This window comes from Roseobacter sp. CCS2 (assembly GCF_000169435.1).
Taxonomy (GTDB): Bacteria; Pseudomonadota; Alphaproteobacteria; order Rhodobacterales; family Rhodobacteraceae; genus Yoonia.
In genome coordinates this window covers 77774-96514 of sequence record NZ_AAYB01000007.1, presented here as the reverse complement: position 1 = coordinate 96514, position 18741 = coordinate 77774, and the positions used below count along the sequence as shown (strand labels likewise).

Annotated in this window: 14 protein-coding genes and 2 pseudogenes; 8 read left to right on the top strand and 8 right to left on the bottom strand. The window is 53.5% G+C overall.

The features are described from left to right. Positions 1 to 3 precede the first annotated feature (3 nt). Complete coding sequence (gene iolG, locus RCCS2_RS16370; RefSeq protein ID WP_037294401.1) at positions 4 to 999, top strand: inositol 2-dehydrogenase; 996 nt, start codon at positions 4 to 6, stop codon at positions 997 to 999. Positions 1000 to 1054: 55 nt separating this feature from the next. Here the strand turns inward: iolG and RCCS2_RS16365 are convergent, their stop codons facing one another. Next, the gene (locus RCCS2_RS16365) at positions 1055 to 1477 is read right to left on the bottom strand and encodes an RrF2 family transcriptional regulator (protein WP_037294399.1); all 423 of its coding nucleotides are present in this window, start codon (positions 1475 to 1477) and stop codon (positions 1055 to 1057) included. 104 nt (positions 1478 to 1581) lie between these two features. Here RCCS2_RS16365 and RCCS2_RS16360 point away from each other — a divergent pair. Together RCCS2_RS16360 and RCCS2_RS18235 are read left to right on the top strand one after the other, a co-directional pair. Further along, positions 1582 to 2792, top strand: a pseudogene (locus tag RCCS2_RS16360) (GTP-binding protein). Further along, positions 2792 to 3424 (top strand): annotated as a pseudogene (locus tag RCCS2_RS18235) (DUF1826 domain-containing protein). The pseudogenes RCCS2_RS16360 and RCCS2_RS18235 overlap by 1 nt, the downstream one beginning before the upstream one ends. Positions 3425 to 3876: 452 nt before the next feature. Here RCCS2_RS18235 and RCCS2_RS16345 read toward each other — a convergent pair. Then, the gene (locus tag RCCS2_RS16345) at positions 3877 to 5487 is read right to left on the bottom strand and encodes a hypothetical protein (RefSeq protein WP_156788597.1); all 1611 of its coding nucleotides are present in this window, start codon (positions 5485 to 5487) and stop codon (positions 3877 to 3879) included. 173 nt (positions 5488 to 5660) lie between these two features. Here RCCS2_RS16345 and RCCS2_RS18020 point away from each other — a divergent pair, with 173 nt between their 5' ends. Continuing rightward, on the top strand, positions 5661 to 6767 hold the full coding sequence (locus tag RCCS2_RS18020) for a phosphatase PAP2 family protein (RefSeq protein ID WP_050770841.1): 1107 nt from the start codon (positions 5661 to 5663) through the stop codon (positions 6765 to 6767). Positions 6768 to 6816: 49 nt separating this feature from the next. Here RCCS2_RS18020 and RCCS2_RS16335 read toward each other — a convergent pair whose 3' ends face one another. From RCCS2_RS16335 to RCCS2_RS16315, 5 genes are all read right to left on the bottom strand, one after another. Beyond that, positions 6817 to 8859, bottom strand: a complete 2043-nt coding sequence (locus tag RCCS2_RS16335; protein WP_008236291.1) for a hypothetical protein — start codon at positions 8857 to 8859, stop codon at positions 6817 to 6819. A 212-nt stretch (positions 8860 to 9071) separates the two neighbouring features. Then, entirely contained in the window at positions 9072 to 9332 is a 261-nt protein-coding gene (locus tag RCCS2_RS16330) for a hypothetical protein (protein WP_156788595.1), read from the bottom strand. A gap of 157 nt (positions 9333 to 9489) precedes the next feature. Then, positions 9490 to 11013 carry a S8 family peptidase gene (locus tag RCCS2_RS16325; RefSeq protein ID WP_008236283.1) on the bottom strand — a complete coding sequence of 508 codons (1524 nt, stop codon included), beginning with the start codon at positions 11011 to 11013 and terminating at the stop codon, positions 9490 to 9492. A 593-nt stretch (positions 11014 to 11606) separates the two neighbouring features. Then, positions 11607 to 12623 (bottom strand): TRAP transporter substrate-binding protein DctP, encoded by a 1017-nt coding sequence (dctP, locus tag RCCS2_RS16320; protein WP_037294392.1) that lies wholly within the window; start codon positions 12621 to 12623, stop codon positions 11607 to 11609. Between the two features lie 94 nt (positions 12624 to 12717). Then, entirely contained in the window at positions 12718 to 14298 is a 1581-nt protein-coding gene (locus RCCS2_RS16315) for a phosphate ABC transporter substrate-binding/OmpA family protein (RefSeq protein ID WP_008236277.1), read from the bottom strand. Between the two features lie 241 nt (positions 14299 to 14539). Between RCCS2_RS16315 and RCCS2_RS16310 the strand changes: the two genes are divergently transcribed. The 4 genes from RCCS2_RS16310 (at position 14540) to RCCS2_RS18860 (ending at position 17286) form a co-directional block, all read left to right on the top strand. After that, on the top strand, positions 14540 to 15604 hold the full coding sequence (locus RCCS2_RS16310; protein ID WP_156788593.1) for a TniQ family protein: 1065 nt from the start codon (positions 14540 to 14542) through the stop codon (positions 15602 to 15604). Between the two features lie 219 nt (positions 15605 to 15823). Beyond that, complete coding sequence (locus RCCS2_RS16305; protein WP_037294391.1) at positions 15824 to 16099, top strand: hypothetical protein; 276 nt, start codon at positions 15824 to 15826, stop codon at positions 16097 to 16099. 1 nt (position 16100) lies between these two features. Continuing rightward, on the top strand, positions 16101 to 16472 hold the full coding sequence (locus tag RCCS2_RS16300) for a helix-turn-helix domain-containing protein (protein ID WP_037294390.1): 372 nt from the start codon (positions 16101 to 16103) through the stop codon (positions 16470 to 16472). A gap of 448 nt (positions 16473 to 16920) precedes the next feature. Next, the gene (locus tag RCCS2_RS18860; RefSeq protein ID WP_442852267.1) at positions 16921 to 17286 is read left to right on the top strand and encodes a DNA cytosine methyltransferase; all 366 of its coding nucleotides are present in this window, start codon (positions 16921 to 16923) and stop codon (positions 17284 to 17286) included. A gap of 554 nt (positions 17287 to 17840) precedes the next feature. Here RCCS2_RS18860 and RCCS2_RS16290 read toward each other — a convergent pair. Continuing rightward, complete coding sequence (locus RCCS2_RS16290; RefSeq protein ID WP_037294389.1) at positions 17841 to 18704, bottom strand: hypothetical protein; 864 nt, start codon at positions 18702 to 18704, stop codon at positions 17841 to 17843. Positions 18705 to 18741 lie beyond the last annotated feature (37 nt).

Here is an 18741-nt window from a genome sequence, read left to right as displayed (position 1 = left end):
AGTTTGATTAATATTGGTATTTTGGGCTGCGGACGCATCGGGCAAGTGCATGGCGCGACTTTGCGCGGCATGACCAACGCGCGTGTCGCAGCAGTTGCTGATGCCATGCCCGAAGCGGCTGATGCACTGGCGGTCGCGACAGGTGCGAACTTCATGGATACAGAGGCGTTGATCAATGATCCGGGCATTGATGCGGTCATCATCGGCACCCCGACCACGACGCATTATGATTTGATCCATGCCGCCGCACACGCCGGAAAAGCGATCTTCTGCGAAAAACCCATTGATCTGTCCGTTGACCGGATCAAAGACTGCCTTGCGGTGATCAAGGGGGCAGGCGTTCCGTTCATGACCGCCTTTAACCGCAGGTTTGACCCCAGTTTCGCGCATCTGCAGCGCCAGATTGCGGATCACGTCATCGGCAAGGTTGAGATTGTGACGATCCTATCGCGTGATCCAGCGCCACCGCCCATTGGATACATCAAGACCTCTGGCGGTATATTTCGCGATATGATGATCCACGATCTGGATATGGCGCGGTTCTTGCTGGGCGAAGATCCCGTCGAACTTACCGCGACCGCGTCCTGCCTTGTCGACCCGCAGATTGGGCAGGCGGGTGATTTTGATACAGCAGCCGTGACGCTGAAAACGGCGAGCGGGAAACTTTGCCAGATTTCAAATTCGCGGCGCGCGACTTATGGCTATGATCAGCGGATTGAGGTGCATGGCAGCGCCGGGATGCTGCGCGCAGACAACGTGTTTGAAAATACGGTTGAGCTGTCGAATGGCGACGGCATGCGCAAGGCGGCAACGCAGCCATTCTTTCTTGAGCGTTACGCCGCGGCCTATCGCGCGGAAATGGCGCATTTTGTATCAGCGCTTGAGACTGGAACACCCGTGACGCCAACTGCAGAAGACGGCCTGAAGGCACAGATGCTTGCAGACGCAGCAGACGCCGCAGCACGAGATGGATTGGTCAAAGCGCTGTCAGCAGTCTGATCTTATCCAGCCGATACCGTTTGCCGGGCGACCCGCTTGATGACCAGCCATAGGCTTATCCATGGCTAGGTTCAGGTATATCCTGCACTTCAGCAATATTCGTTTTTGAAAGACGCTCAATCAGGCTGCGTTCAATCTCTTCCATCACCGCGGTGATCTTGTTCTGCAGGCGGTGTTCGACGACGCAGGTTGGCACGTCATCATTCGGGCTGGACGCGACCAGGCGCTCATCCAATGCAAGGTAAACATCCGCTAGCGTAATGTCTTGTGCCGCGCGGGCCAACCGCCAACCACCGGCGTGGCCTTTTTCGGATGTCAGCAGCCCAGCCTCTCTCAGCTTTCCCAAAACGCGCCGCACAACCACAGGATTTGTGCCCGCATGATCCGCTATATCGGCCGAGGTCCGCATATGCTTTGAATCTGCGGCCATGTGGCCAAGGGTATGAAGCGCAAGAGACAGGCGCGAATTTCGTTTCATCTGCGGTTTTCCTCTACACGGTCAGCACTCGTAACTTTTGTGGTTGCATTAGTAAAGTAACTACGTAAGTTGCGTGACTGAATGGATTAGATTTGGAGCAAGATATGTCAGACAATCGACTTCCCGTCACGGTGCTTTCCGGTTTCCTTGGCGCAGGTAAAACGACGCTTTTAAACCGGGTTCTGAACAACCGCGAGGGGCGGCGGGTTGCAGTGATTGTCAACGATATGTCCGAAGTGAACATCGACGCCGATTTGGTGCGGGCAGATACGGAACTGAGCCGGACAGATGAAACTCTGGTCGAAATGTCAAATGGCTGCATTTGCTGCACCTTGCGCGATGATTTGTTGGATGAGATCCGCAAACTCGCCGCTGAAAGTCGGTTTGATTATCTGCTGATTGAATCGACTGGTATTTCCGAGCCTTTGCCAGTTGCTGCCACCTTTGATTTCCGAGATGAATTTGGTGATAGCTTATCTGATGTGTCGCGGCTGGACACAATGGTGACAGTTGTTGATGCCGTGAACCTGCTGAACGATTATTCCAGCCATGATTTCCTGCGCGACCGTGGTGAGACGCTGGGGGAAGAGGATGATCGCACACTGGTCAACCTGCTGGTGGAACAGATCGAATTTGCCGATGTGGTCATTCTGAACAAGGTCACAGATGCAGGACCGGAACGCACGGACGCCGCGCGCAAGATCATTCGCAGCCTCAATGCGGATGCAAAGATTATCGAGGCCGATCATTCGGATGTTGCCGCAGACGCGATCTGAATACTGGCATGTTTGACTTTGAAAAGGCGCATGAGCATCCGATGTGGGCGAAGGAATTGTATGGCTTTGCCGATCACACACCGGAAACAGAAGAATATGGGGTGGCATCGTTTGTCTATCGCGCGCGGCTGCCTTTCATTCCTGAAAAAATCCTCAGCGTTTTGAACGGTGATCTGCCCGGCGTGATCCGCGCCAAGGGCCATTTCTGGATTTCGACGCGCCCCGGTTGGGTGGCCGAATTTTCGCTTGCTGGTGCCCTGTCCAGCGTTAAGCCGCTGGGCACTTGGTGGGCTTCGGTCCCAAAGGAAAACTGGCCTGACCACGAAAGCGCGCGCGCGTATATGCAGGAACATTGGCAAGAGCCTTGGGGCGATCGGCGACAAGAGATTGTGTTCATCGGCGCAGGCATCGATTGGCCCGCGTTGAAAGACCGCCTTGATGCCTGTCTTGTACCAGCGATGGCAGCCACCGGGCCTGACGGCCTACCAGATTACCCTGATCCGTTTCCCGTCTGGCGCCGCGCCGAGGAAGCCGCCTAATGTTTGCTCATACTATGGTAAAAGATGCGGTCGCCGGTGTTGCGATCGCGGACAAGTCAGAAGATCTGAATACCTTTCTGCAACCTGCCTGTGCAGCAGCGATCTGGCGCAGGCAGCCCGCGCCAGCGTTTCAGACCCGGATTGATACGCTTGACCCTTTGCTGCTCCCGCAAGGGCGCATCATTCTGCGCCCAGAGGCTGTTCCATTGGCAGTAAACGCACTTTGTGACACTGCGCAAACACCAGCGTGCGCTTAACGTGACCAACTGGTTGGCGATATCAGCGCCTTGGCCAAAATTTTCACCGGTTTGATGCGCACGCCATACCTGCGTCTGCGCCTGCAGGCTGTCACCACAAACGCGTGCCGAAAGTTTCATATCGACGCAATCACAGCACGGCTTGTCTGCACCTATCGCGGTCAAGGCACGCAGTATGGGGTTTCGCGCAACGGTCGGGATCCCGCGCGGGTCTTCTCAGTTGTTACGGGTGCGCCGATCCTATTGCGCGGAACGCTTTGGCCAGCGAAACCGGCATCCGGCCTGCTTCATCGGTCGCCACCAATTGCAGGAACGGGCGAAACACGCCTTGTTCTGGTGCTGGATGCGGTTGACGACCCAGAGGATGAAATATGACGCCGGGAAATCCGATTTCAACATAGTTGTCCTCATGATGTCGCTTCTCAGATTGATCAGATCAGTTATTTTTATGATTATCTTAGGGTTTCTGAGACCATGCGTTTAGATTTATGCATGGACGCAACAAAAGAAACCAACCGGCTTTCAATACTGCGGAAGATTTAGATTAATTTATGAATATGAAACTTTGAGCTTTGCAGGTTTCCCGGGTCTTGTTCGAAAAGTTGACCTTTGGAATGTTGCCGGAATGTGTTGGTAGTGCCGACAGATCAAACCTTCGCCCGTGGTTTATGTTAGTCGCCACAGCGGTAAGTAGGTCAACGCCGCTGCGGTGCATCGCTTTAGAGCGTTGCGGAGTGCTTTTACCAGCAGTGACAATTGGCGTCTTCCCGCGATATCAAATTTGATTTTACTGCATTAAGACGGCAACCCCGTTTATATCGGCCTCCTTACGAGAAAATATCCTCAAATGATCCATTTATGAGGCCTCGGTTCCGCAAGGTGTCGACAGGATATTCGGGATCATTCAAAAACCGATCGAGTGAAAAATCGTGTTCTTTTTGACGCAACAGATCGAACTGCACCTTGGCGTCATCGATCCGGTTTTCGTGCAGGTAAAGACCCAAGAGTTGCCGGCGTGGCGCAATAAACTCTGAGCATCCCGCAGATGCGCGTTCAGCGGATACGAGCGCTTCGCCGGTTTTGCCGACCGCGATGCAAACTAATGCGTGATATAGATCCCAAAGGTGGCTGCTGTCATCCTCGGGCAGGAATTTTTGACACGATTTAGACAGCAGATAGGCACGTTCCAGTTGGCCCGCGTTACTGAGTGCCAAGGCCATGGCCTGTCGCGCAAAGAGGTTCATGGGGTTCATTTTCATGGCCCGCTTTGCCAGTTGCGTGCTTTCAGCCGGATCAAGCTGGGCCATACTGCGTGCGATGGCGACCAATGCTACCGCAAGAGAATTGTCGCCCGATAAGGCGAGTGCCTCGTTTGAAAGGGCACGCAGATCGTCCGCTTTGCCTTCGGGGTCTTCGGCAACGTTATCAACCAATTGGGCCATGCGTATAAACGCCTGCCACGCAACAAAGACGCCTTGTTCGTGGGCCTGTCGGGCATGAGACATAAAGCTATATGCCTCCTCCAAGTTCTCGGGGTCAAAGGTCATCAGTCGCTGTTTGCCCAGATGCGCAAAGCCAGCGGCAACCCCTTCAGAGCGGTCTACACCCAGCAAATGTGGGAGTTTGGATGATACCTTGGATGCGGCTACGTGAACGATACCGCCCACCAGTTCTTGATTAAGTGCTTCAAGCGGGGATCCAGAAAAGCCGCCTTGGCTGGCGTACAGAATGCGGCCTGTTCCGATATGAGATATTTTAACTTCAAGCGCGCACATACCATCATCTTGCATGACGTTACATGATACTTCCAAATCAGCGGCACCGGCTGCGTGTGAAACGTCGTTAGAGAGCAGCCAGGAGCCAAACCATTCCTCAAAATTAGTGGCGATGTAATCAGCCACAAGTTGCGAGGCCATGCTTTCCGCGCGGGTCGTCGCATGGCCGGCCTTGCTGCGCACCAAAATACCTTTGGGCGGACGCGCCAAAATAGGTTGTGGTGTGGCTAGTGATTGTTGCTGCGGCAAACCGCTGTTATCAAATTGCGCCCGCGTATTTCGTAGCCAATCTTCGAACTCTGGATCAGGGACATCAAGGCCCTCAAGAAACTCTCGATGCGTTAGACCGTTCGACGGATTATTACGTGTCGAAACCAAAGTAGAATCCAACCAGATATCGCTGCGATTGGCACCCAGAATATGCGCGTGTTTTCCCAAATCTTTGCGCAACATTCGCAACGCTTCGCGAAAGCTGCCACTTGCTTGTTTCTGACCGCGTGTACTCCATAAACGGTCTTCGATCCAACGCCGTGAGCGGCGCAAATCCTCTGATGATGCAATCAATGCCAGCAGTGCCCTGTGGCGGGGCTGAGAGGGGGTTAGTTCGTCGCCATCTGGCGACAATATCCGAAAATTTCCAAATAAGTGGATCGTGTAGGTCATACAGCTCTCCGGTCATGAAAGACGCCGATACCTTAATTACGGTAATCAATTTTGCCTGTTGTCGGTTGAAACGTCAAGTTTTCGTCAAATCCGATGCGCATTGCAGTTCATAATTGACTGGGTTCCGATCAATGCGCCAAATTTGTCAAACAATTGAACAAAGGGGATGTGTCATGGTCACTTTAGCGGGGCGCGCTGGACGCGCGGGACGAGCCGGGCGTGCGGGTCGAGCAGGACGCGCCGGTCGGGCAGGGCGGTCCGGGGAGGATCTTTTTGACGATATAGGTGGCAGTTCTGCGGATGCGTTATTAACGACCCGCGAGGGCGAGTTGCCGGTCTGGAACGGTGAGGCCGATCCTGCGCTGAAACCTAGGATCGAGTTGGATCCCTTTCGACAACTGGACCAATTGGCTAAGATACCGCGGGAAGTTGTTATCGACACGCGGTTATTTCCCTTGTTTCAGGCGGTGGATGGCAACGTTCAAACTCCGCTTAAGACGAATGTGGCGCCACCGCTGGTTAAACTCACGCCACCTGATCCCGTCGTTGATTTCTGGCGCAAGGCCGAGCTGCGGCATGTTCGAGATGCCGCTGATCTTCGCAATGACCGGTTAAACGAAATCACCTATCAGATTGACGATATAACGTCTTTTTTTGCGGCCGCCCTCAGGCTGGATGCAGACCGATCTGAATGGACGTTGGAATGGCTCGAAGCAGTTGTGCGTTTATGTGGTTATGTCGAATTTCCGTTGAAATTTACCCATAATATTCCACGTCCTGCTGATTATTCCTCACGGGTCTATCCTGTTGTTGAAACACCCAAACACGGCACTTGGCCAAGTGGCCATGCGACAGAAGCCTTTGCCATTGCAACGGTTCTGTCCGGACTGGTATTTGAGATCACCAATCCGGGCAACGCACCGTTCAGAGTGAAGGATGCGATTGCAGGGTCAACCACAGTGGCTAATCTGCTATTCCGTATTGCTACACGCATTGCTGACAATCGCACAATTGGCGGGTTGCACTTTCCGACGGATAGTTATGCCGGTGCGTTTTGTGGTATCGGGATCGGCGAAGCCTTGGTCAACCACATGCGTAAGGCGCGTTGCACGACGGTGATCGATTATGCACCCGTCGAAGCAACATCGCAGGATTTTTCCTTGGCACACCTGCAAGCCGCAATTCCGGCAACAACCGAAAACCTGAACCAAGCTGATCCAGATGATCTGTTGCTTGCCATGTGGAAAGCCGTAATAGCCGAGTTGCCGCGTCAGGCATAAGCAGAACGCGCTTGGTCCAGTCGGAATCGCTGGACCAAAGGCACACACATCACGTCCGGCGACGTACGGCCCTATTGTCTAAAATCACTTGTGATCCGATGCGCGCCCGATCCAGACCAAAGATCGGTCTAATATCGGCAAAACCCACGCCGAGGATAGCTTCCAACGCATGGCGTAAAGCAGACGCTGATGCCGTGCTTGTGCCGCTCATTCGGGCCGTTCCATTGGAAAACGTCCCCGCAGCAAGAAGTCCTGGCAGAACCGCGCTCTTTTCGGTCGCAGCGCCTAAGTCGGGTTCACTGCCTGACCAACCAGTGCCCTTGGCGGTGTAGTGCGCTGGTTTGATCTGTGGTGTTTGACCCGGATCTTCATGCGCGCGAACCATAGCGCCGCCGACGCTCGTGACATTGGTATGATTGACCTCTGTATAGGCAGAATTTGTGCCAAGATACACGACAGGCCCTTCATCGCCCAAGGCGGTGAACTGGCGCGCGTCTTGGTCATGATCACGTGTATTCGGTCCTTCAAAATACGCCTGATACGCGCCTGGCAAAACGCCTTCGGGGCGATCATCGCGCTGCATTTGCAACGTTAGTGCAACCGCGCCTTTGGGGGCCGCAATGGTGAGCGTCCAACGTCCTGCGGGGCAGGGGCGCGCGCCGGGAAGGGTCATTTCAGGATTGCTGCGAGAGGGGGCAAATGCCACAATCAAATGCTGCCTTCGGCCACGTGCGGGTACATGACTGACAGTACCGCAGGTCACCCCGTTCATGACAATATCGCTATTGATGGTGCCCGATGCGTTGGCGGTCACGGTCTGGGTCGTGCCCGCCGGGGAAGTAAAGGTCAGTTCCAGTTCGTTCAGATCGTAAGAGCCGCCGTCCAACTGTTGAATTTCAAAATAACCTGGTGTCAGATCATTGGGTTGAATTTGCCAATGAATGGGCTTTGGTTCTTCTGGTGTCACGCAAAGCTCGGCTGCAAGTTGATCGTGATATGCATTGCCGTATGGTAGGAAGACGTCTATTTTCAGACCCAACATCGCTGCCATCCTGATGGCATCGCGGATGATAACCTCGACCTGCGATGTCCCGTCTTTCGGGCCGGCAGTGATGCCAAGGCTAATATTAACCATGAGATGCCGACTGCCCTGAAACCAGGCCGTCAGCCACAAAAAGAAAAGACCACGTTGCAGGTCCGGCGTGATCCCCGCACCACTGGTATCGTCATAGGATTGCGGCCTAATCTGTACGCCAAGAAGATCAATGTTTCGAACCGGATCAGTCGGGTCCGCGGGATCCGCCCCCGCAGCAAGATCAAGCATATGGGTACCGTGGGTCCGCATGCTCAACATCCTGTGGCGCGTGCCGGGCAGATATGCCTGTTTGGCGAGCTGATTGTAGACTTCGGCTTCGGTCTTGGTGTTCAAGTCCGCCGCGAGACTTTGAATAGGCGAAAAAACGGCCGCATTCGCCGGGTCTGACATGATCCAATGCGCTGCAAAACGCGATGTGGTGTCGCGCATGAACCGTGCGTTCAAAAACCCGATACCATCATCGATGATGCCAACCATCGTCTTGGCAGTGGCCTTAGCTGGAGCGTCCGAAAAAGGGGAACGCTTGGAGAAAAGCATACCCGCAGTGGCGCGATCATTCGTGACCTGCGGCAGTTGAAACTGCGTGATCGGTGGATCAAAGCGCAAAATTCCAACATAATCTGGGAATGAGACCACAGGAATATCTTGGGCGTCGATTTTGACATAGACGACGACATCCCAAAACTCGGGCTCTGCGAAGGCCAGAACTTCAAACTGCCAGTTTTCGACGACAAGATCAGGCTGGCGATTATCGTCCCTAACGTCTTTGCTGGCGTAAGCCTCTTGGAATGCGCCCAATGCTGAGCCCGCGATGCGAATGGATATTGGAAGCCACAGGGGCAGCTCGGCCAATTGTTTATCGCTGATAGGCGGCACCGCGTTTTGTAGCCTTAACCGGCTCGGATCTTGGCGAAACAGGCGCAAAGGCCAATCGACATAAGGGTTACCCGTTGGTCTGTTGGGGCCATTGTCGCGCTTATCGTCGTATTTATTCATTCAATCGATCCCCTTGCAGCCAAGTTGCTTCAGTTTACGATTTTTGAACTGCACGGCTTTCAAAAAAATAGATTTTGACAAATTTCTGACGATAGCATCAGGTCAATGTATATCGCCAGTGTCGGATGGTGCACTGTTGGTCTGCGCAGATATTCTTTGTCAAAAGATAACATACGTCAAATCCATGGCGCATGGATGGATGCGGCCTCGCTTTAGTCAATACTTGCTTCGACATCCAGTTCGATTGATGTCACCGCATCCATGGCGGCAATCTTGACAAGCGTCTTGGCGTTAACATTTGTTGTGACCAAGTTCAGTTCGTCGATTACGGTAAAACCATTGTTTTCCTGCTCCTTCAGCACCGCAACGACAGGTGCGCAATTATCGTTGCACATGATTAAAACCGGAAACTGCTGTTCAGGTGTTTGGGCGGCTGCTACGGCCTGTTCTAGACTGTGATCAAGTTTTGTCATGAGTTCGGTCCCTTCTGTCTGGGCCAAACAAAGAAGAACCGCGGGGATAAATGCTGGGTGTGGCATGGGTGCGATAGTCTTTGTTTGAGTGGAATAAATATACATTAGAAATATAGGACATGGCAAAATCAACTGCCATGTCCCGTGTTGTTTGCGTCTAGCGGACAGCGCGATAGGCGTTTACCAGACCGTAGCCATAGGCGATGTCACGACCGCGCGCGCCGATGTCAGTGGCCGTGCGCCACATGTGGACCCGGATACGGTCACCGCTCCAAGATGGATGACGCCGTTTGATGAGTGCCGCAACCCCGGCCACGTGTGGGCTCGCCATGGACGTCCCGTTGAGTGAGCGATAGCCGCTCTGGGGGTATGTCGAGACGACACCAACACCGGGTGCGGCCATTTCCACTTGCGGTCCGTAGCACGAAAAGCCCGCGCGCCGGCGATTGCAGTCAACGGCAGAGACCGCCATGAAGGACGGGCAACGCGCTGGGTTACCGACCGGTCCGTTTGAGTTCCCAGCCGCGGCGACAGCCAAGATCCCCTTGCGGCGCAAAAGACGCCCGGCCCGTTCGTAGGCTGCACTGTAAACACGCGGGTTATGCGTATTCGCACGGCTGCCAAGGCTAAGGTTGGCCACATGCATATTGGTGCGGTAGCACCAGATCAGACCATTTATGATCCAGCTTAGCCGTCCAGAACCCCGGGAGTTGAGTACTTTGACGGCATAAAGCCGTGCATGTGGCGCAACACCCACCACACCGCGGTTGTTTGCAAGACCGGCAACGGTTCCGGCGACGTGTGTGCCGTGACCTTGATCGTCTGCCCAAGAACGGACGCCGGGCACAAAGCTCGCACCGCCATAAACACGCAGATCTGGGTGACGCGGTGCAATACCGGTATCCACGATCGCGACACGAACGCCTGCGCCTGTTGAGTACCGCCATGCATACCGTGCATAAATGATCTTCAGACCGCAGGTAATGTAGTCGCGGATTGCCTGAGCAGACACATTGTCAGATGCCACACCTTGTTCGGCCATTATGCGAGACACCATAGCGTCATCTACGGCCTCGGCGTTGGCTTTGTCGCCACCCAATTCGGACATCGCACATTTTACGACGCAGCGGATGAACTTGAACAGTTTGTCGCGGTCAATTCCTGCGGCATCTGCCGTATCCATCACAATCGGATCAGTCGACGCGGACAGGGCGAAAGCCTGACCTTCCTCATCGAAATCGATCTCTGGTCCAGTGAACTCTGTGGTGATAGCGTCGGCAGCACGGGCTGATATGTCTTCGTCTGACATTTGTCCGTCAGCCTCTTCGATTTCCGCTTGTGCATCATCGATCTCGGCGCTTGCTTCAGGGTCTTCATCAACAATATCGCCAAGCGAGTCATCCGTGTACGCCTCGTTCCAGACATCATCTTCAATAGTCGTCACACCGGGTTTGTCAGCAAGCTCTTTGACTTCTTTATCAGTCAAATCAACTGTCAACGTGTTGATTTCGTCGCTGATCAGTGCGCTGTCAGATGCGATTTCGCTTACTCCGATGAGAGTTGAAACGGAATCCACCGCATTGAGCCCTTTGCGCACGGATGAAACCTGTTCCATCCCAGCATCTGCAACGTTCAGGTCGTCCTCCATCAGGACCAGTCTTGGGGTGCGTTTGGTAGCCATTGATAATACCTCCTAAAAATATGATTTGGGTCTAATAAGTGACCCGCGAAATGAGCGCCCGGGGATGCCGGTTCTACGAATTATTAGGTACTAAAAGGCAATTTACCAATGCCCCCGAACGCCTCCAATGACCATGCGCCAACCATCGTCAGGCCCGGATCAGTGGTCCGTCAGGCTTTCGTCAAAATTGACGATCAAACAGGACATATTTCGTTATTTCGCGGATTTCCTGCGTGGAAATGGAAACAAAACGCCTCAACCATCATGGGTCATCTAGATTGACAAGCTGATGACCTGAGCCGCTTTTTGCAGTCTATCAATTTGACAGTGTGCCAACCGTGGTAAAATTCCGCGCTCAAGTCGCAAGTAACCTGATTAGTGCTTCATTGAGCGCGGAGTTTTTGAACAGCAGTGCTACTTTCGGACGCTTTGATATCGTCAAAACACTGAAATTTAGTATCTTTATAAAGAGCCTAGAGGTTCAGTGCGTTGGAGACATTTTGCCGACTGCCGATAGCGGGGCTGCTTTCGTTGTGAGTGAGTGGAGTGAGTGGAGTGGTCGTCTGTGATAATTGCGTTAGCGCAAAGGTGGATTAGTCAAAGGGATTGGCGTTTGCGTTTATCTCAAGCGCGCGGTCAACAAAGCTTGCACCAATCGCTGGCTTGAACTCGTCAAAGATTGGTTCGAACGCGTCGCGCCATGCCTGCCGTTCCTGATCCGTCAATCTGATGACGATACCATCGTCCTCAATAATGTTCTGACGGCTGATCTGATTTAGCTCAAACGCGAAGCGGTTCCGCTCGTGCGAGACAAGTTTCATGGTGTCGATAAAGATGTCGCGCGTTTCGGCGTCAAGGCCGTCAAGAAACGATGAGGTCGTGAACACCAGATATCCCAGATAGTGGTGGCTTGTCTCGGTGGTGGCGGCCTGCGCTGTGTAGAAAGCTTTGGAGTCAATGTTTGAGAAGGTGTTTTCCTGGCCTTGGACCTCACCGGATTGGAGACCACCAAGCACATCGGCAAAGGCCATCTTTTGCGGTGTGACACCCATCGTATCCAGCATGGCCGCCATGATCGGCGATGACGATTGAACGCGGAAGGTCAGACCATCAGCATCGCGTGGCAGGCGCATCGGGCGTGTGGCTGAGAAATGGCGCATGCCATTTGACCAGAATGTCATGCCATAAAAGCCATCATCTTCAAGCTGTTCATATATCTCCTCTGTCGCATCGGACGTCAGGAATTCAAGCGCGTGAAGTGGGCCGTCAAACAGGAATGGAAGATCAAAAAGTGCCAGTTTGTTGGCGAACTGCGTCATCTTTGTCGGGCTGGGTGCCGCAAAGTGGACCTCACCATCCAGCATCGCCTGCCACAGGTCTTCGTCGTCGGCGTGCATCTCGCTATTGCCGATCACCTCGATGCAATAGCGCCCGTCAAGCTGGGTGTTGATCGCATCAGCATAGGCGAGGGCGGATTCGCCCTTTGGATGGCCTTGCAGCGACGTGATAATGCTGAAGATAAGCACTTCTTCCCCTGGATCGCATTGTGCAGTCAGTTGTGCTGGGATGACGGCCAGGGCGGCCAGTGTGAGTGTTTGTAGGAATTTCATCGTTTTGTCCTCATCTGGAGGTCTGCTACGCGGATATCGGGACAGCTGTGTGTCAAATCCGTGGTGTTTTGTGTGCGGTGGGGCAGGCGGCGCATCAGTTGCGCGCCACCACATCGCGGACCCAGACCTCGACCCGGCGGTTGATCCGGCGGCCGGTGTTGGTCTCGTTGCAGCCCAGTGGGGAAATCTCGCCGTAGCCGATGGTTTGCAGGGCCACATTGGATTGCAGGTCTGGATTTTCATCCAGCAGTTCCTGCACAACCTGCCCGGCACGGCGTTCGGACAATTGCCGGTTTAGTTCAGGATCACCGACCGAGTCCGTGAAGCCCACGAATACGGCTTCTTTGTTGCGGTAGGCATCACTGCTCAGCAGCCGGGCCAGACGCACGATATCGTCTTGGGCGCGCGCATCCAGATTGCTTGACCCTGTCTCAAACCGGAAGGTTGTCGACAACCGGTCAGAGCTGATCAGCTGTTCCATCATCTGCTGCAATTGCGGGAAGGTGGAAAAGTCGCGGTTGGCCACCACCGCCGAGGCCACACGCAGGCCCTGACTGTCAACCGAGGCTTCGCGGATCGTCTGGTCAATGAACCCGGCCTCAGAGATCAGGCCTTGCGCCTCTTCGGACAGCGCAAAATCCAACATACCCTTCGCATGCTCTGGCAGCCTGTTGCTGGCTGTGTACATGTAAAGCAGGCGGGTCAGCGGGTATTCTTCGGTTTTGATGGTAAAGGCGTTGGGCGGTGTTTGCAGCCCGCAGACCCCTTCGATGGCCAGCGCCTTGGCGCCATCCCCATCGGCAAAGTTGGTAAAACCCAGCCCGTTGGGATCCACGGCCACGATCTGGGACAGGGCCTCATCGCTTTGCACCAGAATGACGTTATTGGCAATTTGCAGGCCGTTGGGGCGCATCAGCAGGTTGTCAAACACTTCGCGGATGCCGGAATTGGTGTCGCGCACGTAGATGTTGATCGGCGCATCGGGACCACCCAGTTCGGCCCAGTTGGTGATCCGCCCGGCAAAGGCCAGGGCCGCGTTCTGCTCGGTGATCGCGCGCACCGGATTGTCAGGTGAGGTCACCAGCAACAGCCCGTCCAGTGCCACGATATGTTCGTTTTGGGTCGCGCGGATATCGCCCAGACCGGCCTCTTCAAAGGCGCGGGCCTCGCGGTTGCGGGCCGGGCGGGACGCCAGAGCGATCGTCGCCTCACCGCGCAGCAGATCTGACAGACCATCGGTCGTGTTTGAGGGCGCGATATCCACAGCGGCGATCATGTCACCAGAGGTTGAAACCACCTCATAATTGGCCGCGCCAGCTTGTGCCGCTGTGCGGTTAATCTGGCCAAATGCGTCAATCTTGTCGCTGCCATAAGTGCGCAGCAGGCTTGGGATCAAATCCTTGCTCAGCGTGCGTGACCCGGAAATCCGAAACTCTGACGCCTGAGAGGTTGTGACAGGACAGCCCGCACCATCGCAGCGCACCATATCCGCATCCAGCGTCAAAGTGCCCAGCACAGTGCCCAACGTATAAACCGCGCCATCAAACGACAGCAACTCACCCTCAATCGTCACATCGCCATTCAAGGCCGTTAAAGTCACGTCTTGGGCAGAGGTTGATAGCGTCGTCGCCATCAACAGGAAAGTGGACGTATAAAGGTGTTTCTTCAAATTCATTGTCTTTGTCCTCGTCAACCATTTCAAAAGATTCCGGGCATAGTCATTTGCATTCGACCATGCGGGTATCACTTTGCTGAGAGTTGGCGGCCCAAGTTGTCAAAGATGAGGCACATTAATCGTGGTTTCTTATAAGTTTTTTGGTATTAATCTTAATGTTGTTATTAGGAAGCCACTAAATACAGGTGTTGGCTGCTAAACCCCTGATATTCATTCGCCCATTAATATCAATGTGGCTCGCATGCGCCTTCGCGCTAAACATTCTGCCTTTCCCTTTGGCCCGCATTGGCACCCACGGCGGCTAAATCGGTCGGCGGCAACAAAGTCGATGGATGCGCAAACTTATCTACGCCAGTTGTTTCCGACTGAATCATATCAGCGCCCTATCAACATTCCAGAGGATCTCGACGCGCTCGAACCGGGCGAATTTTTGGCTGGGCTAAATGACGCCCTTGATCCCATAAAGCGGAGATTGTCTTTGCTTACTCTGCCGAGAACAAAACACGGCATCCATACAAAATGGCTAAGGCGGGCAGGCGGCAACTGCGCTGTTGGAGATAGCTTCAGCCAACAACCTGCCTTGGCGTGGTGTCCGCGCTGCCTCCTGACTGACCGGCTCGAAGGCGACCATCAATTTCTCAGATTGTCGTGGAGGATGATCACGCGAACATTTTGTGTGACCCACAGACGACCTCTCACAAGCCATTGCCTGGAGTGCAATGACAGACAGGCTGGGATGTCGTTCATAATTGAAAATGGGATTATTGCTCTGGCGTGTGCCCACTGTGGTTCATTCTACGCCAACCAGCTGGGTCTTCCCGATATGTCGGCTCACACGGCAAAAGAAGTTGGCAGGAACAATCGGGCTCAAGCGGCATGGAACAATACGATACAGTTTGAAAAGGCGCTCGAAGCGAGTTTGTCAGATCGGTCAAAAAAGAAAAATAAGAGCGAGTTTCATGATTTTGCGTTCGCCTTTGCAAATATCTTGATGAAATCACGTCATGATGGACGCGCGCCGATCGATCTATTTGCAAGCGCTGCGTTCCCTGCACGGCGTAACCCACGCAATATCACTGCAATGGACAGGCCATATCGAGCGTCGTCCATGGCGGTGCAACGAAAAACGCATGGCCTCATGGCCGCACTTTTGAAATGCCGCGTGAACCTGTTTTCAATCAAAGGGCTGGAGCAAGCTAGATGGGGCAGGGACCCTACTTTTCAGGAACTGCGTGCAGATCTTGAGCCCGAACAGAATGCTGAACTTGACCGATTGTTGCTGAGGTTTCCTGCAAAGTGGTTCTGAAACTTGGTTAGCGGACGTTATGCGCCGTGGTCCTTTGATCTTGTTATAGCTTACAGCTTGTAAACCCCTAAGACTGAAAAATAGATCATAAGCTTTAGTAATCGCACCTAAATTCCACAGTGATGGCTTAGGGCAAGCAACACCATGAGATTTTTTCTTGTCTGATATTCAGACATACGATATACCAATGACTGAAATACGAACGAGAAGGGGGTCCTTATGTTCCCACTAGCTACGCTCGAAGCCGCTATTCGAGATGAAATCACATCTGCAATTAACGACCGGCCCACCGAGCGCGGAGCGTGGGAGCCAGAAGTCGATTCTTTAATTATGGTGCGGGTGGTTTTACGTGTGGAAGAAGAGATAGCTCTCGACCTTCCGGATGATGTTATGCCGCAAGGTGGTTTCGACGGTGTGGATGACTGTGTAGCAGCGGTTGTCGCAGTATGTCGCGATCTTTGGGCTGCAAAACAACCTGTCACGGAGAAAGTTTGATATGGCACGAACTCCCGCTGGATTTGCAGGACTGGACCCTGAGGCTTTACAGCTTGGCAAACGCTTGAAGCAGGCGCGTGAATATATTGGCGTCACGCAAGAAGAAGCAGCGACGCACCTTAAAGTACGCCGCTCAGCAATTTCAGAAATGGAGGCTGGCAAACGTGGTGTGGGTGCTTTGGAGATGAAAAGTCTCGCATCCCTATATGAGCGCCCAACTGCTTGGTTTACTGGCGAAACAGATACGCCTGTGCCTGAGGACGTCACATTTCTAGCCCGTACCGTCAGTGATTTGTCGGAGAACGATCGTGGCGAGTTGGCAAATTTTGCTGAATTTCTGCGTTCTCGATCAAAGGTCAGCAAGGATGGCTAGAGGTCCCGCACGCAATGCAGTTCTGAAAGGAATGCGCGCCGCACTGCGGCTTCAACGTGACCTTGGGCTTGATCGAGGGCAGGCGCGCGGTCATCGCGTGGATGTTTTCGGGGCTATTTATAAAGAGAACGTGCCTCTCCTTTTTCGGGAGTTGACGTCATCGCAAAAGCTGACATTGGCGCGTTGCGCAGCATCGGTGCCTCTGGGCTCTTCAATAGCATTCGCTGCACCGGCCACGAGTGGCGGCTTCAGGAAACCGCGTCGTTCGCTGCACGGTGCACGAACTGGTAAGATGCGGACAAAGCTACCCTAGGATTCTGCCAAAGATGCTATCGCCAGCTTACCATCCCCCGGAAATGTTGACAGATTGAAGTTGAAAACTGACGACTTTGGGTCGCGTCTGGATGAGTTGTTTGCAGCCAAGACCCCAAATTACAGAAAAAAAGGTGTGACCGGTTTCCAGGGAACTACGCATAGTGAGGACGTTCAGGCTCGCTTTGGTTCCGTCATCCAAGGAGGGGTTGATGCAAAGAGCAGGTATCCTCGCTTGGCATGGGATCGCCCCGCTCCTACTTTACGTGCGGGTACAGGATCTGACCGAGGCTCTTTTCAAGCTGCTAGACCAATACATCCGGATGAAGCCAGAGTTATTAGCATCCGAGAGGCGGCCAGAATTCAAGGTTTTCCTGACTGGTTCGATTTTCACCGCACGAAATGGCATAGTCATAGAATGATAGGTAACAGCGTTTGTCCGATTGTTTCTCATGCTATTTTCTCAAGAATTGCGGCACACCTCGCCGAAAGTCGGAAATAGTTGCAATCAATTTATGACACGCATCGACTGGTGGGTAGCTAAAACCCAATTTGTCTGCGATGTATGAGTTGGGTGAAGACCGAAGTTTGCGCTTGCAGCGAATGACGGGAATGCGGGCTGCGACTGCAGCATCCGGAGACCGTGCGCAAGGTCGGCAATGGGCCGAGAGAGCATAACCCGGCGGATAGCCCGAGGAGTGGGGTAGGTGCCGACAACTACTATGGCTGGCAACAACAGGATGTCACGGTGGTTCTAGCTTTGATAAGCCAACTCGCAGCGCTGAGTACGCCAGCACCAATGCTCACGAAACTCCGGCGTGTCAATTCTGTGCTGCCTTTGAGACGCTAGACTTGCCAGCAGAAGCTGTAGAGTGAGGTTTTAAGCTTTTGAGATGTTTAGATGGTCAAAATGGCGGGAATTCTTATGTGGTTGATACCAAAGGGGAAGGAGTCTCATTAATTCAGTCCTATTATTTAAGGATTCCGACACCTTTCAACTAAAAGAAGAAAAAGTCGCATAATCAGTATTATGTAATATATTAGAACACAAACATCTCAATCGAACGTCACTTCACGTTTCTTGGTGTTTGGTACCGGTGCCAGTGTTGGGTCTATTCCATATTTGGTGAGTTGATGGCCAATGTAGCTGTACGGCGGACACAGCCCATCCATGCGCGCGGCAGAGACTTTCTTGATTGGTGCCCACATGTGGATCGTGTGGCTGTCGTCGGTCAGATAGTGCAGCGTCTTTGCCGGACGCTTGAACAAGATGTTTCGTTCACTGAACGGCACAGGGTAAAGTACGTCGAGGCTTTTGGCGTGTGTGTATTCACCGGTCTCGCGGGCAAAGGCGCTGATCCCGATTGGACCCCAAACACCCCAAGGCAGTTCACCAACATGCATCGGATCACCGGCTGCGGCGCGGGCTTGCATCTCGGCGTGAAAACGCTTGGGGATCCATGTGGGCTGCGGATACTCATCAGTCATGAAATCGAGCATCTTTTGCAGCAGCAACGATTCTGGCGGCAGCCGCAGGATCGCGCCGTTGATCCGCCATGCCTGTGGATTGCGGTATTTCTCGTAGCCGAAAATATACGGATCTGCAAAATCCAGCGGCTTGAGGCAGAACACATCGGTGTCGATATAGATAATCTCTGGGATGGCCTTGATCATGTGAAACCGGAACAGATCGGAAAAAAGTGCCACGCTTTGTGACCGGCTGTGCAGGACGAAATTGTCGGTTTCCAAGATCTCGCGGCCGTTGCGTATTTTGATGCCGTCTGGCACGTTTTTGACGTCGCCATAGGTGAACAGCAGCACTTCATGCCCATGCTTTGCAAAGGATTTCAGGCAAAGCTGTTCAAGCCAGGTCAACGACCCGCCGATCCATAGTGCGCCAATTGTGGGAAGCGTTGACATGTTTTGACCTGTCGCTGATTGCGGCACTTTGTGTTTT